This is a genomic window from Microbulbifer sp. CNSA002, from assembly GCF_047324085.1.
GTDB lineage: Bacteria > Pseudomonadota > Gammaproteobacteria > Pseudomonadales > Cellvibrionaceae > Microbulbifer.
This window is the reverse complement of record NZ_CP172449.1, coordinates 1405903-1430466: the sequence shown is the minus strand read 5'-3', so window position 1 is coordinate 1430466 and position 24564 is coordinate 1405903. Positions and strand designations below refer to the sequence as shown.

General features: G+C 48.5%; 24 protein-coding genes. 14 read left to right on the top strand and 10 right to left on the bottom strand.

Annotated features, from left to right (window positions below):
* Positions 1-111: 111 nt before the first annotated feature.
* The gene (locus tag ACG1BZ_RS06340; protein ID WP_413664879.1) at positions 112-1443 is read right to left on the bottom strand and encodes a sugar MFS transporter; all 1332 of its coding nucleotides are present in this window, start codon (positions 1441-1443) and stop codon (positions 112-114) included.
* 524 nt (positions 1444-1967) lie between these two features.
* On the opposite strand from ACG1BZ_RS06340, the gene ACG1BZ_RS06335 reads away from it, so the two are divergent.
* Both ACG1BZ_RS06335 and ACG1BZ_RS06330 read left to right on the top strand, forming a co-directional pair.
* A complete protein-coding gene (locus ACG1BZ_RS06335) occupies positions 1968-3140 on the top strand; it encodes a sensor histidine kinase (protein ID WP_413664878.1) in 1173 nt (390 codons plus the stop codon).
* Positions 3137-3976, top strand: coding sequence for a LytR/AlgR family response regulator transcription factor (locus tag ACG1BZ_RS06330; RefSeq protein ID WP_413664877.1), 840 nt, complete (start codon positions 3137-3139; stop codon positions 3974-3976). Before ACG1BZ_RS06335 ends, ACG1BZ_RS06330 begins: the two co-directional genes overlap by 4 nt.
* 146 nt (positions 3977-4122) lie before the next feature.
* Here the strand turns inward: ACG1BZ_RS06330 and ACG1BZ_RS06325 are convergent, their stop codons facing one another.
* From ACG1BZ_RS06325 to ACG1BZ_RS06295, 7 genes are all read right to left on the bottom strand, one after another.
* Positions 4123-5385 carry a sugar MFS transporter gene (locus tag ACG1BZ_RS06325; protein WP_413664876.1) on the bottom strand — a complete coding sequence of 421 codons (1263 nt, stop codon included), beginning with the start codon at positions 5383-5385 and terminating at the stop codon, positions 4123-4125.
* A 517-nt stretch (positions 5386-5902) separates the two neighbouring features.
* Positions 5903-6859, bottom strand: a complete 957-nt coding sequence (locus tag ACG1BZ_RS06320; RefSeq protein ID WP_282931792.1) for an acetyl-CoA carboxylase carboxyltransferase subunit alpha — start codon at positions 6857-6859, stop codon at positions 5903-5905.
* A gap of 93 nt (positions 6860-6952) precedes the next feature.
* Positions 6953-10471, bottom strand: coding sequence for a DNA polymerase III subunit alpha (gene dnaE, locus ACG1BZ_RS06315; RefSeq protein ID WP_413664875.1), 3519 nt, complete (start codon positions 10469-10471; stop codon positions 6953-6955).
* A gap of 58 nt (positions 10472-10529) precedes the next feature.
* Entirely contained in the window at positions 10530-10745 is a 216-nt protein-coding gene (locus tag ACG1BZ_RS06310) for a DUF1289 domain-containing protein (RefSeq protein ID WP_108732299.1), read from the bottom strand.
* On the bottom strand, positions 10738-11274 hold the full coding sequence (locus ACG1BZ_RS06305; protein ID WP_252085074.1) for a gamma carbonic anhydrase family protein: 537 nt from the start codon (positions 11272-11274) through the stop codon (positions 10738-10740). Before ACG1BZ_RS06305 ends, ACG1BZ_RS06310 begins: the two co-directional genes overlap by 8 nt.
* Before the next feature lie 98 nt (positions 11275-11372).
* A complete protein-coding gene (locus ACG1BZ_RS06300) occupies positions 11373-11894 on the bottom strand; it encodes a methylated-DNA--[protein]-cysteine S-methyltransferase (protein WP_413664874.1) in 522 nt (173 codons plus the stop codon).
* Positions 11891-13357, bottom strand: a complete 1467-nt coding sequence (locus tag ACG1BZ_RS06295; protein WP_413664873.1) for an AlkA N-terminal domain-containing protein — start codon at positions 13355-13357, stop codon at positions 11891-11893. The genes ACG1BZ_RS06300 and ACG1BZ_RS06295 overlap by 4 nt, the downstream gene beginning before the upstream one ends.
* Before the next feature lie 319 nt (positions 13358-13676).
* On the opposite strand from ACG1BZ_RS06295, the gene ACG1BZ_RS06290 reads away from it, so the two are divergent.
* From ACG1BZ_RS06290 to ACG1BZ_RS06275, 4 genes are all read left to right on the top strand, one after another.
* Entirely contained in the window at positions 13677-13856 is a 180-nt protein-coding gene (locus ACG1BZ_RS06290; RefSeq protein ID WP_413664872.1) for a hypothetical protein, read from the top strand.
* Between the two features lie 212 nt (positions 13857-14068).
* Positions 14069-14623 (top strand): hypothetical protein, encoded by a 555-nt coding sequence (locus ACG1BZ_RS06285; protein ID WP_413664871.1) that lies wholly within the window; start codon positions 14069-14071, stop codon positions 14621-14623.
* A gap of 482 nt (positions 14624-15105) precedes the next feature.
* Complete coding sequence (locus tag ACG1BZ_RS06280; protein WP_413664870.1) at positions 15106-16068, top strand: DUF4062 domain-containing protein; 963 nt, start codon at positions 15106-15108, stop codon at positions 16066-16068.
* A gap of 416 nt (positions 16069-16484) precedes the next feature.
* Positions 16485-17354, top strand: coding sequence for a hypothetical protein (locus ACG1BZ_RS06275; protein WP_413664869.1), 870 nt, complete (start codon positions 16485-16487; stop codon positions 17352-17354).
* A 265-nt stretch (positions 17355-17619) separates the two neighbouring features.
* Here the strand turns inward: ACG1BZ_RS06275 and ACG1BZ_RS06270 are convergent, their stop codons facing one another.
* The gene (locus ACG1BZ_RS06270) at positions 17620-18198 is read right to left on the bottom strand and encodes a hypothetical protein (RefSeq protein ID WP_413664868.1); all 579 of its coding nucleotides are present in this window, start codon (positions 18196-18198) and stop codon (positions 17620-17622) included.
* Positions 18199-18262: 64 nt separating this feature from the next.
* Positions 18263-18613, bottom strand: a complete 351-nt coding sequence (locus ACG1BZ_RS06265; RefSeq protein WP_413664867.1) for a hypothetical protein — start codon at positions 18611-18613, stop codon at positions 18263-18265.
* 411 nt (positions 18614-19024) lie between these two features.
* On the opposite strand from ACG1BZ_RS06265, the gene ACG1BZ_RS06260 reads away from it, so the two are divergent.
* The 8 genes from ACG1BZ_RS06260 to ACG1BZ_RS06225 all read left to right on the top strand — a co-directional run bounded on the left by ACG1BZ_RS06260 (position 19025) and on the right by ACG1BZ_RS06225 (position 23937).
* Positions 19025-19414 (top strand): contact-dependent growth inhibition system immunity protein, encoded by a 390-nt coding sequence (locus ACG1BZ_RS06260; RefSeq protein WP_413664866.1) that lies wholly within the window; start codon positions 19025-19027, stop codon positions 19412-19414.
* 62 nt (positions 19415-19476) lie between these two features.
* Complete coding sequence (locus tag ACG1BZ_RS06255) at positions 19477-19884, top strand: hypothetical protein (protein WP_413664865.1); 408 nt, start codon at positions 19477-19479, stop codon at positions 19882-19884.
* Between the two features lie 78 nt (positions 19885-19962).
* Positions 19963-20325 (top strand): hypothetical protein, encoded by a 363-nt coding sequence (locus ACG1BZ_RS06250; RefSeq protein ID WP_413664864.1) that lies wholly within the window; start codon positions 19963-19965, stop codon positions 20323-20325.
* A gap of 125 nt (positions 20326-20450) precedes the next feature.
* Positions 20451-20882: an MAPEG family protein gene (locus tag ACG1BZ_RS06245; protein WP_413664863.1), complete on the top strand. Its 432-nt coding sequence runs from the start codon at positions 20451-20453 to the stop codon at positions 20880-20882.
* Positions 20883-20970: 88 nt separating this feature from the next.
* Complete coding sequence (locus tag ACG1BZ_RS06240; RefSeq protein WP_413664862.1) at positions 20971-21351, top strand: hypothetical protein; 381 nt, start codon at positions 20971-20973, stop codon at positions 21349-21351.
* Between the two features lie 532 nt (positions 21352-21883).
* Positions 21884-22210 carry a hypothetical protein gene (locus tag ACG1BZ_RS06235; protein WP_413664861.1) on the top strand — a complete coding sequence of 109 codons (327 nt, stop codon included), beginning with the start codon at positions 21884-21886 and terminating at the stop codon, positions 22208-22210.
* A 127-nt stretch (positions 22211-22337) separates the two neighbouring features.
* Positions 22338-22583, top strand: coding sequence for a VF530 family DNA-binding protein (locus ACG1BZ_RS06230; protein WP_413664860.1), 246 nt, complete (start codon positions 22338-22340; stop codon positions 22581-22583).
* A 592-nt stretch (positions 22584-23175) separates the two neighbouring features.
* Entirely contained in the window at positions 23176-23937 is a 762-nt protein-coding gene (locus ACG1BZ_RS06225) for an alpha/beta fold hydrolase (RefSeq protein ID WP_413665850.1), read from the top strand.
* Positions 23938-24564: the final 627 nt, after the last annotated feature.

The window sequence follows — 24564 nt, the reverse complement described above, 5'->3', positions numbered from 1 at the left end:
GTGGGCACAGTTCGCAATGACAACAAATTGCAGTACTTGTCTCTACAGGCCAATAGAAATCCGATGGGCTGGTCCAAATTGCAGACAAGGCGGAAAGGATAAATGAAGGTTCTACTCCACTGCGCTACCGCGCAGGGTTCGTGAAAAAGCGCCGTAATAAACGATATAGCAGTAACACACCAGAGGCACCAAAAATGAATACTGTATACCGGCGCTATCAGCCAGCATTCCCTGGAAAAGAGGAATAATTGCACCACCTACAATTGCCATGCATAAGATACCGCTACCCTGGCTGGTATGTTTACCCAGCCCGCGCAAGGCCAGGCTGAATATAGTCGGGAACATAATCGAGTTACACAGACCCACCGCAACTATGGACCAGACCGCGATCGGGCCAGACGTCATCATCGCGATTGCTATAAGTACCACCGAACCCAGGCCACAAACCGCCAGGGTTTTTCCAGCAGAGACAAAGCGCAGCAAAAAGGCCCCGGCAAAGCGCCCAATCATCGCTCCGCCCCAGTAATAAGAGACATACTTTGACGCTTCAAAAGGAGCCATCTTTGCCACTGATGGTTCACCAAAGAAACTCACCAGAAAACTGCCAATAGCCACCTCCGCACCCACATAGGCAAAAATACCTACAGCCCCCAGGGTCAAGCGGGGGAAACGCCACAGAGAAAACACATCGTGACCATCCGCTCCTCCACCCTGTTGGTGCTCGGGAATAGCCGGCAACCTGATCCAGGAAAAGAAAGCGACCATCACCAGTAGTAGAACCGCTAACCAGAAATAAGGCGTCTCCACCAAAGCCGCTTCGCGGGCCCTGAACTCGATAATACTCGCCGCGGTATCCGGGTCAGCAGTAATAGTAAGTCCCGCAAAGAAAACTGCGCCGCCAATCACCGGTGCCAAGGTAGTTCCCAGGGAGTTAAAAGCCTGGGTAAGATTCAGTCGACTGGGCGCCGTGCGAGCACTGCCCAGCGCGATAACATAGGGGTTTGCAGAAACCTGCAGCAGGGTAATCCCGGAAGCCAGAACAAACAGCCCCAGCAAAAACACTTCGTAGATTTGTAGGCGGGCAGCGGGGATAAAGACCAGACAGCCCGCACAAGCCACCAAAAGCCCGAGCACCAGACCAAGCTGATAACCAACCCGCCTCAACAACATGCCTGCCGGCACAGATACCAGAAAATAGGCGGCAAAAAAGTAAAACTGCACCAAGACAGCCTTGGTGTAACTCAACTCAAAAACATTTTTTAAGTGTGGCACCAGCACATCGTTCAGGCCGGTAATAAATCCCCAAATCAGAAATAGGGACGTAAGTGCAATTAAGTTGATATAACGCGGGGCAACGCCGGCCGCTACTCCGGCACGGGCATCAGTGTCATATTTAGCCATCTCGCTCGAGGAGAACCCCGATTCGGGCAACATCTGGCTCATCGGAAACCGATCCCCAAATCTAAACTATTTCTTTCTAGCGGTTGGTCCATTCACCCGGAATTTTTTCCGCCACCACATGATTTTGCGCAAAAGTTAGTATCACCTCTGCGACTGTGGATTCATTCAAGCCGTTAAAGGCCCTGCACATTTTTACCACAATTATTGGCAACTACCTATCTACTCAACCAAATTTCAAATTACTGTTTTTGACCAGATAGACAATCTAAAAGTGTCGAGCTGGATAAACAGAAGTACCACTGAACTTTAGCCTCAAAGAAGTCCGGGCTGATTAACTCGTATTTAAAAATAGAGAGGAGTTGTCTTCTGAATCGAGATTGCCGAAAATTACTCGACTATTCACCCCGAAATCAGATAAAAAGGACTTTCTCGGGGATAAGTCGGAAGTGTGGCGCTCACCCCTCTGGCGGGTCACGTTTCTGCAAGGTAATATTCTGCGGATAATAATGAACGCGACGATGAGCGTCTATCCCGTCCTTTTCACAATACTAAATATGCGGGAAATCATGCAGTACTCGACCCGTCTAGATACGAGACCGAACACTGAAATTCAGTCGACCCGCTGGTTTTGGAAACTGCAGCTGGTCAGCTGGGTTGGCATACTGCTGGTCACTTTTCTTTCACTGACCCTGTGGCACTCCCCTACCGAGTGGCCTCACTTCGAGCCGGTCAATACAGTATTCCAGTGCGCTATTGCATTTTTATTATCCCTGTTTCTAAAACCGATTTTTGATGTCGCCTGGGAGTCAGAGCTCGCTTTCCGCACCGTGATCTACCTTCTGGCTGTCGCTGTTATTTCCGGAATATGGACCCTGGTTCGAATGGAGGCTTATATACGCCTCAGTGGTGAACACTCGATCTGGTCTGAGTTCGGCGGCTGGTATTACGCCTCTTTATTTGTATTTTTATTCTGGAGCGCCCTGTACTGCGGGGTAAAATATCACTTCCTACTCAATGAAGAGCACAAGAAAATGCTGGAGGTTGCAGCAGTACATGAACGGGAGCAGCTCCGCAGACTTCAAGCAGAGGCCATTGCCAATGAAGCGCAACTAAAAATGTTGCGCTACCAGCTTAACCCCCACTTTCTCTTCAATACGCTCAACTCCATTAACGCCCTAATTCGATTCCAGCAAGCTGATGAAGCGCGGGAAATGGTTGTGCGTCTCAGTGATTTTTTAAGGCTCTCCCTAAAAGAAGACCCGATGCAGAAAGTTGAGCTTGAACGAGAGATCGAGGCGGTATTGCTCTACTTGGAGATTGAAAAAACCCGCTTTGCCGACAGGTTGTCCGTAGACCTGTCGATCGATGAAACCGTACGCCGCGCACAAGTGCCCAGCATGTTGCTGCAACCACTGGTAGAAAACTCGGTAAAATATGCCATAGCCCCCAACGAAATGGGGGGCACTATCGGTATCCACGCGCACAACACCGATGATCGCCTAGTGCTGGAAGTCTACGATACCGGTTGCCCAGATCACTTTGCCAGCGAATGTGACCCGGAATCCTCCTCAACGGGAGTGGGCCTCAAAAACGTACGCGAACGGCTATCGACGCTCTACCCGCAAGATTTCAAAATAGAACAAAACAAGACTCCTGATGGCGGTATGCAAGTACTCATCAATATTCCACTGGAAATTTCCAACCAATCAACCCACCTGACACAGGGAGAAGTTCAATGAGCAAGCTCAGCGTCGTACTGGTGGACGACGAGCCCCTGGCTTTAAGACTACTGAAAAGTATGCTCGAAGAACGCAAGGACCTGGATATTCTCGCCTGTTGTCGCAATGGCCGGGAAGCTGTCCAAGCAGTTTCAGAGCACAACCCAGACCTACTCATTCTCGATGTGCAGATGCCAGGAATGAACGGTTTTGATGTGGTGCGCAACCTGCAGGCTGACACCATGCCCTTGGTCATCTTTGCCACAGCCTACGACCAATACGCCCTTAAGGCTTTTGAAGTCCATGCGGTTGACTATGTGCTCAAGCCACTGGACCCGCGCCGACTGGAAACAGCCCTCGATCGGGCCCGCCAGCGCCAGGCACAGATGATATCCAAAGGAGAGGATGGCCATCAGGAAGAGAAAAATCGCCTGATGCGATCTTTCGAAAGCAGTGCCGGCAAAGCATCAAGCGGAGAGAACGCCGCTACTTCAACCCAGCGTCTCGCCATTAAAGACCGGGGCAGTATCACCATGGTTAGCCAACCGGATATCGAGTGGATCGATGCGGCGGGTGACTATATGTGTGTGCATGCCAAAGGGGAAACCCATGTAATGCGCAGCACTATTAAAGACCTGCAAAAACAACTCTGCCCAGACACTTTTAAACGCATTCACAGGTCCACACTGGTTAACCTGAACTTTATTGTACATATCAAGGTTTTAACCAAAGGCGAGTACTTTCTCACCCTGAGCAGCGGTGCAAAACTGAAAGTAAGTCGCAACTATCGCTTACCGATCAAAGAGTTTCTCGACTCCAACAAACAGTCTGATCTAACTGCCCCCCAAGCTTCCTAACCCCCAACCTCTCTAAAACTGGCAGGGATCGCCGGTACCCCCTCCCCCCACAATCAAATACATTTCAAATTGGCCATTTATTCCGGACACAAAAAAGCCGGCATAAAAATGCCGGCAAACGAGCTCAGAAGAGAAGAAAAGAAAACTTAAGCGCGTTTATCTGTACGGTGTCCTGAGAGACCGTAGTAGAGAATATAGAGGTAACAGAAGATCGGCAGAACGAACGCCAATTGGATACCAATTTGGTCAGCCAGAAGCCCCTGTAACAACGGCACAATGGCACCGCCTACAATGGCCAGGCATAAGATTCCGGAGCCCTGACTGGTCGATGGACCCAGCTTGGCCAGCGCCAAACTAAAGATAGTCGGGAACATAATAGAGTTGCACAGACCCACAGCAAGTACCGCCCACATCGCCAGATAGCCGCTACCCGTAACAGTAATCAACAACAATACACAGGAGCCGATAGAGCAGATTGCGAGCACTTTGCCAGCAGAGATAAAGCGCATAATTAAAGCGCCGGCAAAGCGACCAACCATAGCGCCACCCCAATACAGGGAGATATAGAAAGCGGCTTCAGACTCTTCCAAACCAGCGATGGAATCCTCAGCGATAAAGTTCACCAGGAAGCTGCCGATAGAGACTTCAGCACCCACGTAGACAAAAATAGCGATCGCACCCAACACCAAGTGACGGTAGCTCCAGGCGGAAGCGGCTTCAGTATTGGAAACAGACTCAGAAGTTGCACTACTGACAATCGCCGGCAAATTCAAAAATGCGAAGACGATAGCCAGGATCGCCAGCGCGGAGGCCAGGATCAGGTAAGGCACTTCAATAACAGCAGCGCTGGCAGCACCCGCTGCAACACCGGCAGCGGGTAAAATCAGCAATGCACCAAATTGAGGGGCGATAGTGGTGCCCAGGGAGTTAAAGCCTTGGGTCAGGGTCAGGCGGCTGGGCGCCGTGCGCTCATCGCCCAGTGCTGTCACATAAGGGTTGGCGGAAACCTGTAAAATAGTAATACCGGAAGCCAGAATAAACAGTGCACCGAGGAACAGTGCATAGACTTCCATTCTTTCAGCGGGGATAAACAGCAAACAGCCAACCACCGAAATACTTAAGCCGGTCACGATCCCTTTCTGATAACCAATTTTACTGACCAGGGCACCGGCAGGCAGGGAAACGAGGAAATAAGCACCAAAAAAGCAGAACTGCACCAGCATTGCCTGGGCATAGTTCAGCTCGAAAATTCCTTTCAAGTAGGGAATCAAAATATCATTCAGGCAGGTGATAAAGCCCCACATAAAAAATAGTGAGGTCAGCGCCACCAGGGCAAACCTGTGCCCCGACTGGTCACCCGTCGGTATCTGCGCAGCATCCGTTGCTGTATTACTCTGCATTATTGCCATAATTATTAATCCTGAGACTTCAGCTCACAGGCCTCTCCGGTCGATATTTTTATCCGGGCAAACCTGTGCCTATTGCACCAATCTTTATTGTTGGTACTTTCTATCATGGAGGTAGCGCCGCCTCAGAGGGCTTTTCGATAAGGGGGTTCAAAATGGGGGCAGCGTGGACAATCAGTGGCCGCCAGGCTCCAGACTGTCTGCTATCGGGCCAGCTGAACCGCTTTCTCAACGGCCTCCCTCGAAAGAGTAGATCAACCTGTTTGAGTACTTTATTTCTCTCTAAGACTTCCCGGGAGTCCAATAACCTAGCTGCATTGACGAGACTGACCACAAGGCAGCTCTGTAAATAGTAGTTTTTTCAGGCAGAGGGATAGCGAAAAGGAAAACTTAATCACGTGGAAAATGACACGTAACCGCAAGTATCTATGAGTAGGGAAAGAAGGGACTAGGAAGGAAACACCAGCCGCGCACAAGGGCAATATATTTATACCCTTGGCACGGCGGGAAAGGACCAAGCTTAGGAAACGATATTGCCGTAGCTCATCAGGCGCTGATAGCGCTTCTCCAGCAGCTCATCAATGGGGATGCTGCTCAGCTGGTCCAGTTGCTCACTGAGACGGTCTTTGAGGTTATTGGCCATTGCATCTGGATCGCGGTGAGCGCCGCCGAGAGGTTCGGGGATGGTTTCATCCACAATACCCAACTCTTCCAACACGCTGGAAGTCACCCCCATCGCCTCAGCGGCCAAAGGCGCTTTCTCGACAGTTTTCCAGATAATGTTGGCGCAACCCTCAGGGGAAATCACAAAGTAGGTGGAGTACTGCAGCATGTTCAGCTGGTCACCCACACCGATCGCCAGTGCACCACCGGAGGAACCTTCACCAATCACGGTACAAATAATCGGCGTGCGCAGGCGGGACATCACTGCTAGGTTCTGGGCGATGGCTTCACTGATACCGCGCTCTTCACTGTCGATACCCGGATAGGCTCCCGGAGTGTCGATCAGGGTCAGCACCGGCATTTTAAAGCGCTCGGCCATTTCCATAACACGCAGGGCTTTGCGGTAACCCTCCGGCTTCGGCATACCAAAGTTGCGTGCAACCTTCTCGTTTACAGAGCGGCCTTTCTCTTCACCAATCACCGCTACCGGCTTGCCATTTAAGCGCGCGATACCGGCGATAATCGCCTTGTCATCACCAAAGTGACGGTCGCCATGCAGCTCATCCCAATCGGTAAATAAACGCTCGATATAGTCCTTTGAATAGGGACGTTGCGGATGGCGGGCTACCTGTACGACCTGCCACGGGCTCAGGTCGGAGTAGATGGACTCGGTCAAAGTTCTACTCTTCTCCCGCAACCGGGTAACTTCATCGGCGATATTCAGCTCGTTGTCATCACCCACAAGCTGCAGCTCTTTTATCTTGCCTTCCAGCTCTGCAATTGGCTGCTCAAACTCGAGAAAATTAAAATTCATGAAATCTGCGCCTTTAACTCTTTTTGTTACCACCGGGCTATCACAGCGGCATAGCTTAACTGTACAGAACCAGCCAGTCGAGCCCGGTAGATTTTAACGCCGTTGTGCGTATTGAAGCGCCACCTGCTCACGTCCCAACAGTTCCCTGAGAGACTGGACCATCTGGTCGTTTGGTTCTACGTTCCACTGCGGCGGCAGTCGGTACAAGCCCCGGGCATCGTGGCGGGAAACCTCAAGGCTCACCCCGCACTGACCACCGGTATAGGGTTGCAGGCAAGCGGCCAGCCGCTTGGCCAGCCCCGGTGCCACACTGCCGCTATCCACTCGCAAGCGCACCCCGGTCACCCGGCTCTGGCGCAACTCATCGAGCGTGGAAACGCTGTTTACTGTCATCTTCAGGCCGCCGCTGTAATCGTCAGTGGCAACCGGTCCATCCAATACCAGCAATGCATCTTTGGCCAACTTGTCTCTATGTTCGCCAAAGGCCTCGCTGAACATGGCCGCTTCAATACGGCCACTGCGGTCATCCAGGGTAACAATAGCCATGGAATCACCGCGTTTTGTTTTCATTACCCGCATCGCCACCACCAGGCCCGCAACTTTTTGCGATTCCCGGCCGGGTTTCAAATCGGCGATTCGCGCCTTCACCAGGTGTTGTAACTCACCGGCATACTCATCAATCGGGTGCCCGGTGAGATACAGGCCCAGGGTATTCTTTTCGCCTTCCAGGCGCTCGCGAATACTCCAGCAGCGTGTGCGGCGGAAATCCTCGTACACATCACCTTCGGATGCCTGGGGCACCACTTCGCCAAACAGGTCCATCATGCCCGCATTGGCATTGGCCTTTTGCTGTTCCGCCGCTTTTACCGCTTCATCCAGCGCGTTAAACAGCACAGCGCGGGAGTAATCCAATCCGTCGGCACCATTGGTATCCGGGCCTATGCTGTCCAGTGCCCCTGAGCGCACCAGCGCCTCCAGCGCGCGCTTGTTCACCTTGCGTGGGTCAACCCGCGAGCAGAAGTCGAACAGGTCGGTAAAGGGGCCGCCCTCTTCCCGCGCCGCAATAATATTTTCAATCGGACCTTCACCCAGGCCCTTAATCGCACCGAGACCGTAGATAATGCGATTGTCGATATCCACCGAGAACTGGAAGCTACCCAGGTTCACATCCGGCGGCACCAGTACCAGCTCCATGGCTCGGCACTCTTCGATAAAGGTCACCACCTTATCGGTCTTATCCATATCCGAAGACATGGTCGCCGCCATAAACTGGGCGGGATAGTGCGCTTTCAGCCAAGCGGTTTGGTATGACACCAGTGCGTAAGCCGCAGAGTGCGACTTGTTAAAACCATAGCCTGCGAACTTCTCTACCAGGTCGAAGATCTTAATCGCAAGTTCGGGGTCAATTCCTTGCTCTTTTGCCCCATTTTCAAAAGTGGCCCTCTGTTTGGCCATTTCCTCCGGTTTCTTTTTACCCATCGCCCGGCGTAACAGGTCGGCGCCACCGAGGGTATAGCCCGCCAACTCCTGGGCGATCTGCATCACCTGTTCCTGGTAAACAATAACCCCGTAAGTGGGCTCCAGGATCGGTTGCAGTTTTTCATGCTGGTATTTGGCATCCGGGTAGGCCACCTGGGCGCGACCGTGCTTACGGTTAATAAAGTCATCAACCATGCCCGATTGCAGCGGACCCGGACGGAACAGGGCCACCAGGGCGATCATATCTTCCAGGTTGTCCGGCTGAAGGCGCTTGATCAGGTCCTTCATACCCCGGGATTCCAGCTGGAATACCGCCGTGGTCTCTGCCCGTTTGAGCATTTTGAAGGTTTCTTCATCGTCCAGCGGCAGCGCGGCAATATCCAGGGGCTCCTCACCCTCTCGCGCACGAGTCTCGTCCACCATGCGCTTGGCCCAGTCGATGATGGTCAGCGTCCGCAGGCCGAGGAAGTCGAACTTCACCAGGCCCGCATCTTCCACATCGTTTTTATCGAACTGGGTCACCAGGCCCGCGCCAGTCTCGTCACAGTAGAGCGGTGCGAAATCGGTGAGCTTGGTGGGGGCGATAACCACACCACCGGCGTGCTTGCCCACGTTACGGGAGACACCTTCGAGTTGCAGGGCCATCTCCCAGATTTCCTGGCCCTCATCGTCGTGGTCGAGGAATTCCCGCAGGATCTCTTCCTGGTCGAAAGCCTTTTGCAGGGTCATGCCCACATCGGGGGGAATCATTTTGGACAGCTTGTCGGCGAGGCCGTAGGACTTGCCCTGTACCCGCGCCACGTCCCGTACCACCGCCTTCGCGGCCATGGTTCCGAAGGTAATAATCTGGCTCACCGCCTGACGGCCATAGTTATCCGCAACGTAGCCAATTACCCGGTCGCGCTTCTCCATACAGAAGTCGATATCGAAGTCGGGCATCGACACCCGCTCCGGGTTCAGGAATCGTTCGAACAGCAGATCGTATTGCAGCGGGTCCAGATCGGTAATATCCAGCGAGTAGGCCACCAGGGAGCCGGCACCGGAACCCCGCCCCGGGCCCACCGGGATATCATGGTCTTTGGCCCACTGGATAAAGTCCATTACGATCAGGAAGTAACCGGGAAATCCCATCTGGATAATGATATCCAGCTCAAAGCGCAGGCGGTCTTCGTAGATCTGGCGGCGCTCGGCATAGTTCGCAGCGGATTTGTCGAGGATGGTGGCGAGGCGCCGCTCCATACCTTCATAGGAGACCTTTTCGAAGAACTGGTCTTCGGTCATGCCCTCGGGAATCGGATATTCCGGCAGGAAGTATTTACCCAACTGGATCGGTGCAGAGCAGCGCTTGGCGATCTCCACAGTGTTTTCCAGGGCTTCGGGGATATCGCTAAACAGCTCCCACATCTCTTCCGGTGTGCGGAAATACTGCTGCGCGGAATAGCGGCGTTCGCGGCGAGGGTCATCGAGGGCGCGGCCTTCGTGGATACAAACGCGCACCTCGTGGGCCTCGAACTCGCTCTCGTCCATAAAGCGCACGTCATTAGTGGCTACCACTGGCAAGTTCAGGTTCTGGGCCAACTTCACCGCCGAGTGCAGGTAGTCCTCATCGCCGGCGCGACCGGTGCGCTGTAATTCCAGGTAGTAGCGACCGGGGAATAACTCCGCCCACTCCCGGGCCAGCTCCTCCGCCTGGGCGCGGCGCCCCGCTACCAATGCACGGCCCACATCGCCGTACTTGGCACCGGACAGCATCAGCACCCCTTCGCTGTACTCCTTAACCCATTCGCGCTTGATATAGGCATTACCGTGGTACTGCCCCTCCATCCAGGCGCGGGAAATCAGCTCGGTAATATTGCGGTAGCCGTCGGCGTTCATCGCATAGAGCGTGATCAGCGTAGGCTTGCCTTCGCCGCCTTCGCTGAGCCAAAAATCCGCAGCGGTAATCGGCTTGATACCGGAACCCAAACAGGCCCGGTAGAATTTGATCTGCCCGTAGAGGTTGCACTGGTCGGTAATCGCCAGGGCCGGCATTTCCAGCTCCTGGGCGCGGGCGATGGCCGGCTTGATTCTTACCAGGCCATCGATCAGGGAAAATTCTGAGTGAATTCTTAGGTGGACAAAGGGTTGGGTCATAGTCGCATTTAGTTCCGGGCCCTGCGAGGCCCGGCCCCGACAAAGCGCTATCGATTGTTTACCAGATTCGGCCCATTTGCCGCGCGCGCTCGGTGCAGAGCTTTAACACTGCACGGCGCTCATCATTGTTCATGGAGCCCCAGCGGCTGATTTCGTTACCACTGCGAAAACAGCCCTCGCACAGGTCCTGCTCATTCAGGGCGCATACGGAGATACAGGGGGATTTCACCGGGCGCTCTTTCGGCTCCACGGTTTTTACCGGTTGTTCAGACATCTTTAGCCTCAAGCGGGACCAGTTCACTGGCGAAATGTTTGCCGTTGGCCGCATAGTGATCGCTGCTGGCTTTGAGCAGCTCGTAGGTGGCGGGATCGAGAGATTTTACTACCTTGCCGGGAGAGCCCAGCACCATAGAGTAATCGGGGATTTCTGTGCCCTCGGTCACCAGCGCATTGGCGCCAATGATACAGCACTTGCCGATTTTGGCCCGGTTTAAGATCACGGCATTGATACCAATCAGGCTGTAATCACCAATGTCACAGCCGTGCAGCATCACTTTATGGCCTACGGTGACACCGGTGCCGATGGTTAATGGCACACCGACATCGGCATGCAGAACCGAGCCATCCTGTACGTTGCTGTATTCACCGATAGTGATCGGCGCACAGTCGCCGCGCACCACCGCGTTAAACCATACGGAGCTGTGCGCAAGCATACGCACATCTCCAATCACATGGGCACCGGGCGCAATATAGTGGCCCTCACCTTCCAGTTGTGGCTGTTTATCCCCCAATCTGTACAGCATTTGGCCTCCGGCTCGATATGATTATGAACCGCTTATTATCTCGCGCCAAAGAGGCCGTGGCTAGGGAGAGATGATTGCGCTTTTCCCAATATTACCCGTTAGAGCAGCTCGCCCTGCTGGACAAAGTTGGCACCCTCAAGGGTGAGCAAGCGCGCTTTCAAAGACAGGCCGCCGGCGTAGCCGGTAAGGCTGCCATTGGCTCCGATTACACGGTGGCAGGGAATAACGATGGCAATCGGATTCGCACCATTGGCCCGCGCTACCGCGCGAATAGCCCGTGGCTGATCCAACCACTGGGCTTGCTGGCTGTAACTGCGGGTTTCGCCAAAGGGAATTTGCAACAGCGCATCCCAAACCCGGCGCTGGAATTCAGTGCCCTTTGGCGCCAGAGGCAGATCAAAGCTTTTGCGCTGGCCGGCGATATATTCCCGCAGCTGCTGGGCGGCCAAATCCGTCAGCTCCGAGACGCCCCGCTGCCAACCGGCCCCCAAACGCAATGGTCGTTCATCGTCATAAAACTGGAGTGCAACTATACCTCGGGAGAGACCCTCTCCCTCCTGCTCGCAGGCCGCGATGGCAACATCACCCAATTCCGTGGTGTAACTCTCATAGACAATCATTTTTTCTCTCCAGATTTCAGGGACTGCCACAACAAAATGGCTCCATATGCCCGCCAGGGCCGCCACTGCTCTGCCCGCTCCAGGGCCTGCTTGGGTTTTGCCTTTTCACCATCACTGCCCAGGGCTTGCAGAATACCCAAATCCGACGCGGGGAAAGCGTCCGGCATCGACAGGCCGCGCATAGCGATATAATGCGCCGTCCAATCGCCAATACCCGGCAGTGCTGTGGCTTGGCTGCACCAATCCTCCAGGGACTGATCGGCAAAACTCACACGGCCATCCAAAGTTGCGGCGACAAACTCCTGTAGGGTTTTCACCCGAGCCCGAGTCAAGCCCAGATCGGCAAAGTCTGCCTCGGCGAGACGCTCCGCCGTTGGGAATAAAAACCGCTCCCTGCCAGCATCGTCCACAAACGACTCCCCGTAGCGGGCCACGATACGTCCGGCAATAGTGGTCGCCGCCGCGACACTGATCTGCTGACCGAGAATCGCCCGCAGTGCATATTCGAATGGGTCCCAGGCACCGGGCAAGCGCAGGCCCGGATTCTTCGCCAACTGATCCGCCAGCAGTGGATCTTCATTTAATACCGTCTGGATCTCTTCAATATCCGCATCCAGATCAAACAACCGGCGCAGGCGCTGGTTCAGTAGGTATAACCCTGCCCCACCTTCCTGACCAAAAACTTCCACCACCAGGCGATTGCGTTCCGGATCGTGGGAAACCTCCATCACGCCACGACAAGCATCCAGTTCGAAACTGCGTGAATAGACCTCCCCCTCCACCTGCTCTACCCCGGCCAAAGCGCGAGTTCCCAAGAAAGCCAGGAGTTGTTGCCAATCTAATGGCGGGCGGTAATCCAGGTACAACCGCACCCGTGTGGCGCTCGCCGTCTCGGCGCGCACTGCGTGTCCCTCCCTGCGAACCTCGGATGGGGTGCGCTGATAGATCTGTTTGAATACGCCGTTAAAGCGTCTCAAGCTGTTAAAACCAGACTCGTAAGCGATTTCAGCAATAGGCAGGTCCGTATCCCGCAGTAAACGAAAAGCAAACAGTGCCCGCTCGGTTTGCCAAACCGCTAAGGGGCTTACCCCCAGGTGCTCAGAGAACAGACGGCGCAAATAGCGGCTGCTGACTCCGAGACGCTCTGCAAGCCGCTCCACAGATTGAGGCTCGCGCTCACTGCGCATCAGTTTTAAAGCGCGCTGCACGGTGGTCGACACCAATCCCCAAGCTGGACTGCCCGGCGCAGAATCGGGGCGACAGCGCAGACAAGGCCTAAAGCCCGCATTGGCCGCCTCCGCCGCAGTCTCGAAATAAGTGACATTGCGCTCCAGCGGTGGCCGAGCGGGACAGATCGGGCGGCAGAAAATGCCGGTTGTTTTCACTGCGGTATAGAAGCGCCCATCAAAGCGACGGTCTCGGGCCAATCGCGCACTGGAGCAAACTGCTGCATCAATCTTCATAAGTCTCTCTCGTTTCTGACTACCAGTGTATGGATTGGACGGTATCGGAACTAGTCATAAACGGAACTGACCATTTTGGGGTGTAGACTTATAAGTCAGGGAAGTGAGGTCCAAAGGGAAAGGGGCCAATTGGGCTCACTTTAGATATCTCTTTAAGAATGCCTCGGTTGAGAAGTCGCAGCTAAGGAACCTCTGAACAACTCCTTGATGCCTCTGGCTTACAGAACAGTTCACAGTCAAGGCGCAGCTACGCAGAAATGCCTAGGCCGTTAAGGAAGTCGTAATGCGGAGTTGAATCGCTCTGTAAGCCAGAGGCACCATGAAATCATTCAGTGGCTCTTTAGTTTTGCAAACAGCTGGGCCGTTGCTTTGCTCAACACCAACTCTATATGTGTTAGCCCCAGCGGGTAATAAAAAGGTGTACAGGGATATTTTTGATCAGTTTGACTGTTATTTTTTCAGAATGGATTTAATAGGCAAAAAATTTGTTGGAATATAATTGATTAGCAGATGAATCCATATTTGGGATATGTAACCAAAGTAATCATTTTTATATTTGTCACGATTGAGATAAGAGCAGGTAACTTTTGATTTGAATAGCATTTTTTAGGCAAGGCGTAAGATTGATTCCAGGATGGCAATAAGGATAATAGTGGTCAGAAGTATCGCTATACAAGCGTTAAGCACCATACACGACCTGAGTGGGAGCAAATGTTAAAAGGAATTTGGAAGGATCCAGTTTGGAGCAAAGTAATAGCCACAGGGATTCTTGCGGTGATTGCATCCTTTGGCACATACATTTTTGGTGTTTGGCCGGAAATCGGTAGCGCATTCAGCCAAGCATGGAGTTTTACGATTGCGAGCACTTCAACACCCAACTGGCTATTAGCTTTAATGGCCATCCCGTGCATCCTATTAATTTTTTCTGTGCTAGTTGAAATCAAAGGTAAAATTTCGGCAAGCGAGCCAACTAAAACTTGGAAAAGCTATACCCGCGATAATTTTTTAGGATTGCTCTGGTCTTGGCGTTATACCGGAAACAAAATATACAATTTGCATTCCTTGTGCCCTCAGTGTGAATATCAAATTTTACCCAAAGACGTAAGTGCTTTCTCAGCAGTTCCCAGATATGATTATTCATGTGAAGATTGTGGGTATTCCGCTGGTTCATTTGAAGGCTACCCAGAAGACCTACTTCAGAAAGTGCAACTAAAAATACAAAAGGGTTTAAGAACAGGCCAGTGGGAGAGCCGCCAACAAGCTTAAGCAACAAACACAAAGGGTTTTTGCCCAAATAGAATAGTACATCCACGAATCATACCCAATAGAGTGGGCTGCTTATGCTTTTTGTTTGCATGGGTGTCTAGATCTGTTGGCATTTAATTGTTCTTTGGGATCTTACCTCTAATAAGCTATCAAGTGTTCCACTAAACGAAAATTTCACAGAAGTGGATAAAAGAGCAATATGGGCTCTAGAAGATTTATGTGAAAATAAATTAACTAAGCATGGCCATGGCATCAAGTCGACTGAAGAGTGGGATACTCTTATTAAAAGACCCCAAAAGTATTGTAAAGATTTACCAGCAGAGTTTTTAGATTAACCTTTAAACTTAAAATGGCACATAACCAGTTGCAGCACGTTAGGCCACTGCGTGGCCTCGGACTCTCGCTGCTTCGCAGCTCAAGCCCGCGTGCAAGATGTTAAATGCCTAGCTGAATCGTGTTGAATATCACTAAAGGACTAATTAATGAAAAAAAGATTACAAGTTTTTGTTTCTTCGACATATGTAGATTTAATTGAAGAAAGGCAGGCTGCAGTAAGTTCAATATTAAAGTCAGGTCACATACCAGCAGGAATGGAGCTTTTTACTGCTGGTGATAAAAGTCAATTAGAAATTATTAAAAGATGGATTGATGAATCCGACGTGTACATGCTTATCTTAGGCGGAAGATATGGTAGTGTTGAAGCTGAATCAGGGGTAAGTTATACCGAGCTCGAATACAACTATGCTTTAGAAGCAGGCAAACCATTATTTGCAGTAGTGATTCATGATGCTGCCTTAGAAGAAAAAGTTAAAGCTAATGGCACAGCTGTTATGGAAACTGAAAGGCCATCAGAATTAAAACTCTTTAAGGAAAAAGTTCTAACGAATATGTCTTCATTTTTTGAAGATCTAAAAGATATTAGATTATGTGTAATGGAAAGCTTGCCAGAGATTGCTGCATCTCGAGATTTATCTGGTTGGGTTTCAGGGAATGAAGTACCTGACACTAAAGGTTTGGTTGACGAAATAGCTAAACTAAACGCTGACGTAGCAAAGCTTGTTAAAGAAAATTCAGCTTTATCTAAAAAGCTTTCTCAAAATACAAACTTGTCTTCGGAGCAAGAATTTGAAGAGCTAACTAAGATATTACAAGCCATTGAAATTAAAATCCCCCCAAACATCGTGGACGGGAAGGAAGATGTAACAAACACTTTGTATAGCTTATTCCTAAATGTAAAAGAAGCACTTATTAATGGTGTAACCAATCAAACACAACAAGATGACGCTGTTTATTTTCTGTACCAAAATGTATGCCCCAAGTTGCAAATACATGGTCTAGTTCAAAACGATAAAGTGGCTAGTGTACGATGGAGAAGAACTTCTATAACGAAGAAAGGTCAAGATTTCTTAGCTTTTATAGAAAAGAAAAATCTTAAGAATGAATAGGCATTTAACAAGTTGCTTAAGCGCAGAGCACAAATAGGACACCCATAAATCGGGACCAATAGGGTTGGTAGGTGTCTAGATCTTTGAGGGCTATGCCGTCTCTATCACCGAAGAATTGGGGAATACAGTCAAATCTCGATACATCGAAATCGATGGAAACGGCCTTCTAGTAAGAGCAACTCTTTGGGAAAGTGGTAGCTTGGTAGTTTAGGCAATCAATATTGAGTCAGAGAACCAAGTTCTTCAAAAGTCATTTGAAACACCTGAGTAATGACAGCTAGATGACAAACTAAATTGGTGGCTAAGTGAGGCTGCTACCTATGAAGGTTAAAACCATACAAGGCTATGCACAGTCGCCCCTACCGGGCCGGACCTGCGGGCGTTAGATGCACTCAAATATCGAAATAGGGATATAAATGAAAGGTTTTTTTATAAAACAATGGTTTGGAATTCTAAGCTTTGTATTAAGTATCGCATTTTCTTCATATATATACCTATCAAGTAAAATTGAGAGAGAGCCCGTCTTTATTAGTGACCCAGTTAGAACATTAATTGCTAATGGAAATCGGGCAGGAAGCAAAAAAGTAAATGTTGTGGATGAAAATGGTAAACCTATAAAAGGGGATGTTATTGCTGTTCGTTTCAATTTTTGGAATGAAGGCCGACACCCTATTAAAGGAAGTGACATTTTAGAAGATTTGAATATTAACCTAGATGGAGAAGATGTAAAAATCCTTGATCAAAGTGTGATTGCATCAACGCGCAGCAGTGTTGTAAAACCGAAATTAAGCAATATTAACAGTGTTTCAGCCAATATAGACTTTGGAACTTTAGAGCGCAATGATGGATTTTCGGGTCAAATTATATATGCAGGAGATAGGTCTGCAAAATTACGATTATCTGGAGATCTCGAAGGAGTTCCAGAGAATGGGATCGCTAGCGATCAAATACTTGAAAGTAGAATTTTCTGGAGGTGGTATTTCCCCGTAGTAGGAATTTTTATGGCTCTTATTGTGGCTGGAATTGCAGTTGTAGCTTTGTTTACAAAGTTAACAAATTTTGCTGCATCCAAACTTCACGACAGGCATAAGTCACAGCTTCAAAAGCTGGCTAAGCCCATAGGCGTGTTAGCTGGCGTGGTATTTTTCTTCGGGTATATGGCAATAGTGACATTAGCAATGGTTGATGGGAAAGCTATCAATGAAATGCCTCCAAAGTTAAAAGAGTCTCTCATAGAAGCATCTAACAAATCAATTCAGCCGACCGCTAAAGCGGCAGCTGATTGAGGCGTTCAGGCTGTAGAAAAACTAATTTATGTCTTTGCCTTCTTAGGCATGATCAAATATTAACCGCAAATGGTGATTCTACGAGAAAATTGCAAATAGGACATCCATGAATCATATGGGAGAGGGAGAAATCGGCAAAATAGAAAGCCATGCTCACCAGAGGGGCATCGAAGCACAATTGTGTGGAGTATTTTGTCTATTTGGGGCGTGTAGGCCTTTCAGGACACAGAGCGAACGGGGATCAATCGGTGGGATTAAAAATGATTCAATTTAGTTGAGATGAAGGGTAAGAGAGAAAATTATGGCAATCACGCACATCTTGGGCCCAGCGTTCATTCAATAAGTTACAGGCTTTCCGTACTGCTTCAACCGCCCCGACTAAACCTTTAAATCGGCTTTCAAAATTTCGGTTGAGGTAAAGCCAGTACTCAGGTGAAATACCCAGGCGTTCAAGTATAGGAGGGGTATTCTCAGCGATAGTGCCGCGCTTTCTGGGATCTAGATGCCGACCACTCCAATCCACCAACTCCAAATAGTGGTCCAGCTGAAAAGGTAAACCTTTTGGCATATTTAAGCGCTCATCTCCCACAAACGACAGTAAACTTCTGGGTTGCTCAGCGGTGATTGCAGATCGAATACGCAGTTGAATAGAGGTGTAATCAGAGTCTTCAGGCGTTTTGGCAATATTAGCGCGGATAGGGTTCAGGTCTACATAGGCCATGCAAGCGGCGAAGGCTTTTTCATCCAGTAAAGCCTGCGATTTAAATCGCCACTCCCAAAAACGGCCTGTACACTTGTCTTCAGCATTGGTTTGCCGCGCGATAGACTCGTTTAAACAGCCCATAAACCAACTGATATCTGTTAAGCGTTCCCGCCATATAGCGGTGACTTCTTTTAGTTTTTCCTGCTCACAGTGATCGAGGGTATCGCCTTTGAGATAGCGTATAGCCAGAGAGAGCTCGAAACAGCTTCTCCCAACGGGTAATTACCTCTGCAAGAGACCACTTATCAGAAGATTTTTTGTCGATGTAGAGTACTACATGGTAGTGGTTGCTCATAACCGCAAAAGCGGCAATATCCAGCGCAAAAACCCCGGCCAATTGCTGTATACGATTTTCAATCCATTCGCGCCGATGTTCGTAATATCTCCCAGATTCACTATCCCGACCACAAAGGAATGCTCGCCGCACACAGCGGGATACGCAGTGGTAATAAGGGGTTACATCAAGAGATATCTGACTACTTCGAGGTAGAGTCATCAGCTGAACACACATCTATCTGGATTAATATCAAGTATTTTCTAGTGTTTCCTCCCTTTGTAAATAGGGCTGGCGGCTTTTACCTTCTGTTTGGTGGGAGTTTAGATCAACTCTTCCTTGGCCACCTCGCCCCCAGGCTAAGCCTTAAATGAAGCTTCTATTCGTCAGCTCGTGGTTTTGCTAGTGGCTTCCTCCCCACAATACTTCACGGTATTGCAGTTGCCATTCGCTAGTAGTTAGCATTTAATGGAACCCATTAAATCGTGATCCTCCTACAGCGGACTTTCACCCCATTAGTTCATGCCCATGCTGGGCGTACCAAGCAGCGGCACAACCGGCCTATGGCCTGAGCAGCCAAACCTTCGGTCCGGTTGCCTGTGCGCTGAGCGTTATATTGTATAAGGATTCAATGTGCTGACTTCTAGGTCGTTAGAAGAGCTAGAGGGCTCAATACAAAGCTCTGTCTTTCAATCGCATTTAGCCGTTAAGTGCCAGCGCTTGTACAAGCTTCCTTTGTGCGATCTCTCAGTAGAGAATCTAAGAATGCTCGTCGGTCAAAAACTAGGTTTAAAGTATACCGTTCCATTGGCTCTAGATATGCTCGAGCAAAACCCCATGGTTAGTGGTGGTATGTATGAGGGTGACTTACTAGTAAATGTAGCAAAGCTGAATGCCAATTTTTGGTCATCAAACCCTGAGCTAAATAATCGCCTCGTTGAGATTAAGATCCAACTAGAGACTCTTGCAGAGACTATAAACAATGAACTCCTTCCAATAATAGCTTCAATGGATTTCAAGTAAATGCAATATAACTAGCTTGCCCACTCCAAGGGGGTTAGGCGTCCAAGAAAATCAAGTACCTGATGGAAATTAACGATATAAGGAAAAAATTTGAAGAGTTCATTGGCACAAAAAGATATATGAACTTTCTGGCTACTATCTGCTGCTCAAACAAAGAAAATGGTCGCCTTAAATTCAAACAAGAATTTGAATGGGAAAATTTTTCTAGCGAGTATAATCTAGGCTACAAAGCATACCCAGAAATATGGCCGTTGTTTCAATACTGCCATTTGCATCAAGTTGAATTTGAGCTAGATGATGTTGAAATCATCTATGGCACAAGAAGATCTCCTACAGAAATTGAGCAACGAACTGTTAATGAAAACTATCCTTACGCTAATGTTGTGGCTTATGGGCCTTGCTGGATTGAAGATGCAAAGACAAAAGAGGTTCTTTACTGCAGCAAGTGTAGAGAAAACTATTGTAGCTAAGATAGGTTTTTGACTAACAAACAGGTACATGTGACCTGAGCCTTATACATATGGAGCACTGATTTAGCTGTTATATATATGAAAAATCTCATCATCATATTACTTTCTATGCTGCTTTTGGCATCCTTAGCTGGAGCGGTATTTGTTACTCAAGATTTAATGTTCGCCAAACCAAAACACCCAAATATCCACTGGAGTGAAGAAGATCGAATAACGCTCAATAAGGCTTATCTAGAGCTAGCCAAATCAAATCAGATACCTATCTATAGCCACCCATACGAAATAGTTCGTAGCGAGAAAGGTACCTCTGTACGCTTTCGAACCAACGAATACCTACGCCTTAGAAAATCTTTCCTTATAGATGGTGAAATTTACGATGGCTGCATGTATGCGCATTTCAACCAGGATATAAAACTACAAGAAGTATTCTATTGTGGGTAATCGTATAACAAGTGACTATGGCCCTTCACGGGACGGCCTACACGATGCTCCAGCAGCCCATTTTTGTAGCCATTATCCCGCGTTCAGCTCTCTAATATCAGTAAATAATAAAAAGGAATCAACGAATGATTGAAAGTGCCCAAATAATTCAGCCTGTAATTGCCTTGATAGCTTGGTCTATGGTTATGTGGCTGTGGATGTACGCAACACGATTGCCTGCAGTGAAGAAAGCTAAATTAAAGCTTGATCCGAATGCTCCTCGCGGAGAGCAAATGTCAACCCTACCTCCCCATGTTCGTTGGAAAGCTGATAATTATAATCATCTCATGGAGCAACCAACTATTTTCTATGCTTTGGCAATATCACTTGCAGTCCTTGGCGCAGGAGATGGCATAAATTTTATTCTGGCATGGACATATGTCGGTATTCGAGTAATTCATAGTATTGTGCAAGCAACTTTCAACAAAATTGAAATCAGGTTTTTAATATTTGCTCTATCAAACATTCCATTAATAGCCTTAACAGTGAGCGCTTTGCGAACCACATTTATGCAATAAAACCGGTGGGTATAACAAAACGTCAGCGTTCGGCAGCAAACTGCCAGGGACGCCTACGGCGCCCCACAACTTCGCGTTAACACAATATATGAAAGCACATATACCTTATGAAGAAAGATCTGGAAGAAAACCGGATTTTGTAGTCAGGTACAAGATAGACTTATCTGAAGAGAATAAAAATGCCAAGCCGGGACAAGGAATGAGAGTGGATTTTCTTTATGACGGGGATGATCCGCAAGTTGAAGGTATACACATGATCTGGCCAGAGATTCTTGATGAAGATGGCAGAGTCATAAGAGATACTACTCCAGGTAATATTCCTAATGAAGGCTTTGCCAATATGTGGATATTAAGTGAAGAGCGCCGTGAGTATCACCATAAAAGGCTTAAGATTGGTACAAAAGGGACTTGGTGGCGCGGTGGTCGCATTGCAAATGTCACGGTAGTTCAGATCAATGCTGTTAAATAGCACTTACAAATTGTGGCACAATCGCCCACATAGGATACAGGCTGGACTCGCTACACGTCGCTCCACTCGCCTGTGTATAAGGCGTTAAAAGTTATGAAGTTAATCGCAGCATTAATTTTGACTGCTCTATCTTCTAGTGCCTTATCATATCAGGCACTTTCAACGGCCGTCAGTGCTCTATTGGAGTCAGGAAGTACAGATAGATTTGTTCACGTCGGAAACAGCACACAGTCAGAATTCAATAAGCGGCGAAGTATTGCTTCATCATGCGCCCTCAACATTCTAGAAGGTGATGGTAGCGCTAGCAATCATGCTCATATTATCTGCCCTGGCTTTAGAGTTCTTGGCATTCGCTTAAAACCTGAAGAGTCCGGCAAATGCCATATATTGGGTTACTGGTCCCAGTGAGTTTTTAACAAGTAGCTGCATCCCACCACCTATACTCCGTTCGCTTTGTACTGTACGCTACGCTAGCACAAAGCGGCTCCATTCCAGCGGCACCTGTGCAAGGTGTTATACGTAAGGAAGAATCGTGGATGCAACTACACTGAGAGAAAAGCAGGAAGAGTTTTTTCAGTCAGGTAAAATCAACAAGGCTGAATACAATGAGCTGTCATCGATTCACCAGAGGATATCTGAAATATCATCGAAGGCTGAAATGAACCCAGAGGAAGCTGAAAAGATAGGTAAACTATTGCAATCTAGCTCAAGTATTTTATTAAAAGATGCTATCGAAACAGATACCACCTTTACTAAAAAGTTAATAAAACGAAGTAATCAAAGATTCAAACAATGTATCGCTATATTACTTATATCCACATTTATTAGTATATCAATTATAATTATTAAAGGGCTTTAAACACATAATAAGTTTAGGGAAAGGACTTGCAAGCCTGTCACCTAATTTTATTTGCGATTAGGTGCCAACTTCATCAGCCCATGTTCACGGCATTATGCGCCATTAAACATAGAGTATTAATTGAAAAATGAGTAAAGATCAACCAAATAATCCGCTACACTGTATTACTCTTGAGAAAGTTGTTACACGATTGCAGGAACATTATGGCTGGGATGGTTTGGCAGATAGGATCAATATCAATTGCTTTAAGAGCGACCCATCAATTAAGTCTTCGCTCAAGTTTTTACGCAAAACCCAGTGGGCACGAGATAAAGTCGAGGATCTGTATATCTCAACTTTTGAAAATAACTCTCCGTGGGCTAAGCGTAAATAAGTACCATTTGGTAACTACATAGATGTCTCTGTGATTAGGCAGGAACAGGCCCATAAATCGGGTAGCCGGTAGTTTTAGCTACCGGCCCCCACACCACATATCGTGCCAGTTCGCAATGGTCGCTAGCGGGTTGGGCATATTTATTAATCAGTGTCCACGCTGACAGCCTCATAGCAGCAGGCTAAACTGATCTCTCCAGATAAGAACGTAAACTTCACTACATAGCTGCATCATTTGCTCTACCCGTTAGGTCACCCGGCTTCAGTGTCCTTGGCCGCCTCCCCTCCAGGCTAAGGCTTATATGGTGTTTCTGTTCATCAGCTCGTAGTCTTGCTAGCGACTTCCTCCCTACAAGACCTCATGGTGTTACAGTTGCCATTCGCTAGTAGTTAGCATTTAATGAAGCCCATTAAATGGTGATCTTCCTATATGGGGCTTTCACCCCATTAGTTCACGCCCATGCTGGGCGGGCGTACCAAGTCAAGGCTATCGGACGCTTCGCTCCGCAGCTTGAAGCGTTAACTGCTTTATTAGCAATTTTACTTGCAAGTGGAAAATCAAGAATACAAAAAGAGGGATTTCATTGAAAACTATGTTCTCATTAGTAATATTCTTAATATTTGCGACATTTGAAACTGTTGCTGAAGAAGTTGATACAAAAAAAGATTATCACACCTTTGTTTTGGTACATGGTGCTACAGGCGGTGGATGGGACTGGAAAGAGGTTGGTAAACACCTTCGCGCTAAAGGTCATACCGTCTACAGGCCAACACTGACGGGGTTAGGTGAGAGGCACCATCTTTCCTCTCCTGATATTAACTTAACCACACATATCAACGATATCGTTAACCTGATTATTTTTGAAAAATTGAAAAATGTGGTACTTGTAGGTCATAGCTATGGTGGCATGGTAATCACCGGAGTTATCGATCGTATTCCAGAGCGAATTCATCATGTTACATTTTTAGACGCGAAAGTACCTGAGGATGGCATGTCAATGATGGAGGGGCAGCCAATACCTGCGGAACATAAAGTGGTAAATGATCAAGTTCACTTCTCATGGATTGATGTTAATTCCGAATTTCCACGAGATGTTACGCAGCCATTAAAAACACTTACGGAACCTGTATCGTATAAGAATCCTCTGGCAAAAAAACTCAATGTCACTTATGTAGCTTTTATTCCTGAGGGGGTGTCGAAAGCTGATAGAGCTAAAGATCCTTCTTGGCATCGGGCAGTAGAGCGGAAATGGACAATTCGTACATTTAATGGTGATCATGTGATTTATCGGGCCAAGCCCAAAGAATTTTCAGAGATGCTTGAAGAAACCGTAAACGATACAAATAATATTTAAATATTTTGTAGCATACAGTTAAATCGGGTAGCCGGTAGTTTCTAGCTACCTGCCCCACGCTACCCATCGTGCCGGTCTGCAATGGCCGGTTCCCTATCCGCTGAATCTCTACCCAACGATAGCGTCTAGCAGATACTCATCTAAGTTGAGTGCCATGACAGTGCCCAACCTCAACTTTATCTGACTGAAAGCATATCGGTAGGCAAATCCGGTCTTTTAATTTGTGGAGTTTAGGTTCAGGACTTCACTCTGTTCAAGGTATAAATCTTGGCACTTGGCTACTATGCCGTCAGCTGACTTCTATTTAATCACTCTATTCATTTCTGACCGAGACGCTGCCGTGTTCCACCACTTTTTTCTATCCCCGCGATGGCGGCTAGCGAGCTGGGCCTACATATTAGTCAGCGGCCACACTGACAGGTTCACAGCAGCAAGCTAAACAGATTTCCCCAGATAAGAACGTAAACTATATATACTCAACTGTATCATTGACTTTGCCCGCTAGATCACCCTGCTTCGGTGTCCTTTATTACCTCGCCTCCAGGCTAAGCCTTATAGGATATTTCCGTTCGTCAGCTCGTAGCTTTGCTGGCAACCTCCTCCCACAAAACCTCACGTCCTGCAGTT

What these genes read in the sequence shown, in the direction of transcription:
- ACG1BZ_RS06295 (WP_413664873.1), bottom strand. Translation starts at nt 13,357, where the DNA reads ATGAAGATTGATGCAGCAGTTTGCTCCAGTGCGCGATTGGCCCGAGAC.
- ACG1BZ_RS06335 (WP_413664878.1), top strand. Translation starts at nt 1,968, where the DNA reads ATGCAGTACTCGACCCGTCTAGATACGAGACCGAACACTGAAATTCAG.
- ACG1BZ_RS06265 (WP_413664867.1), bottom strand. Translation starts at nt 18,613, where the DNA reads ATGACTCTACCTCGAAGTAGTCAGATATCTCTTGATGTAACCCCTTAT.
- dnaE (WP_413664875.1), bottom strand. Translation starts at nt 10,471, where the DNA reads ATGACCCAACCCTTTGTCCACCTAAGAATTCACTCAGAATTTTCCCTG.
- ACG1BZ_RS06340 (WP_413664879.1), bottom strand. Translation starts at nt 1,443, where the DNA reads ATGAGCCAGATGTTGCCCGAATCGGGGTTCTCCTCGAGCGAGATGGCT.
- ACG1BZ_RS06325 (WP_413664876.1), bottom strand. Translation starts at nt 5,385, where the DNA reads ATGGCAATAATGCAGAGTAATACAGCAACGGATGCTGCGCAGATACCG.
- ACG1BZ_RS06245 (WP_413664863.1), top strand. Translation starts at nt 20,451, where the DNA reads ATGATTGAAAGTGCCCAAATAATTCAGCCTGTAATTGCCTTGATAGCT.
- ACG1BZ_RS06275 (WP_413664869.1), top strand. Translation starts at nt 16,485, where the DNA reads ATGAAAGGTTTTTTTATAAAACAATGGTTTGGAATTCTAAGCTTTGTA.
- ACG1BZ_RS06300 (WP_413664874.1), bottom strand. Translation starts at nt 11,894, where the DNA reads ATGATTGTCTATGAGAGTTACACCACGGAATTGGGTGATGTTGCCATC.
- ACG1BZ_RS06250 (WP_413664864.1), top strand. Translation starts at nt 19,963, where the DNA reads ATGAAAAATCTCATCATCATATTACTTTCTATGCTGCTTTTGGCATCC.
- ACG1BZ_RS06240 (WP_413664862.1), top strand. Translation starts at nt 20,971, where the DNA reads ATGAAAGCACATATACCTTATGAAGAAAGATCTGGAAGAAAACCGGAT.
- ACG1BZ_RS06270 (WP_413664868.1), bottom strand. Translation starts at nt 18,198, where the DNA reads ATGGGCTGTTTAAACGAGTCTATCGCGCGGCAAACCAATGCTGAAGAC.
- ACG1BZ_RS06285 (WP_413664871.1), top strand. Translation starts at nt 14,069, where the DNA reads ATGTTAAAAGGAATTTGGAAGGATCCAGTTTGGAGCAAAGTAATAGCC.
- ACG1BZ_RS06330 (WP_413664877.1), top strand. Translation starts at nt 3,137, where the DNA reads ATGAGCAAGCTCAGCGTCGTACTGGTGGACGACGAGCCCCTGGCTTTA.
- ACG1BZ_RS06225 (WP_413665850.1), top strand. Translation starts at nt 23,176, where the DNA reads ATGTTCTCATTAGTAATATTCTTAATATTTGCGACATTTGAAACTGTT.
- ACG1BZ_RS06320 (WP_282931792.1), bottom strand. Translation starts at nt 6,859, where the DNA reads ATGAATTTTAATTTTCTCGAGTTTGAGCAGCCAATTGCAGAGCTGGAA.
- ACG1BZ_RS06305 (WP_252085074.1), bottom strand. Translation starts at nt 11,274, where the DNA reads ATGCTGTACAGATTGGGGGATAAACAGCCACAACTGGAAGGTGAGGGC.
- ACG1BZ_RS06290 (WP_413664872.1), top strand. Translation starts at nt 13,677, where the DNA reads ATGAAATCATTCAGTGGCTCTTTAGTTTTGCAAACAGCTGGGCCGTTG.
- ACG1BZ_RS06230 (WP_413664860.1), top strand. Translation starts at nt 22,338, where the DNA reads ATGAGTAAAGATCAACCAAATAATCCGCTACACTGTATTACTCTTGAG.
- ACG1BZ_RS06255 (WP_413664865.1), top strand. Translation starts at nt 19,477, where the DNA reads ATGGAAATTAACGATATAAGGAAAAAATTTGAAGAGTTCATTGGCACA.
- ACG1BZ_RS06280 (WP_413664870.1), top strand. Translation starts at nt 15,106, where the DNA reads ATGAAAAAAAGATTACAAGTTTTTGTTTCTTCGACATATGTAGATTTA.
- ACG1BZ_RS06310 (WP_108732299.1), bottom strand. Translation starts at nt 10,745, where the DNA reads ATGTCTGAACAACCGGTAAAAACCGTGGAGCCGAAAGAGCGCCCGGTG.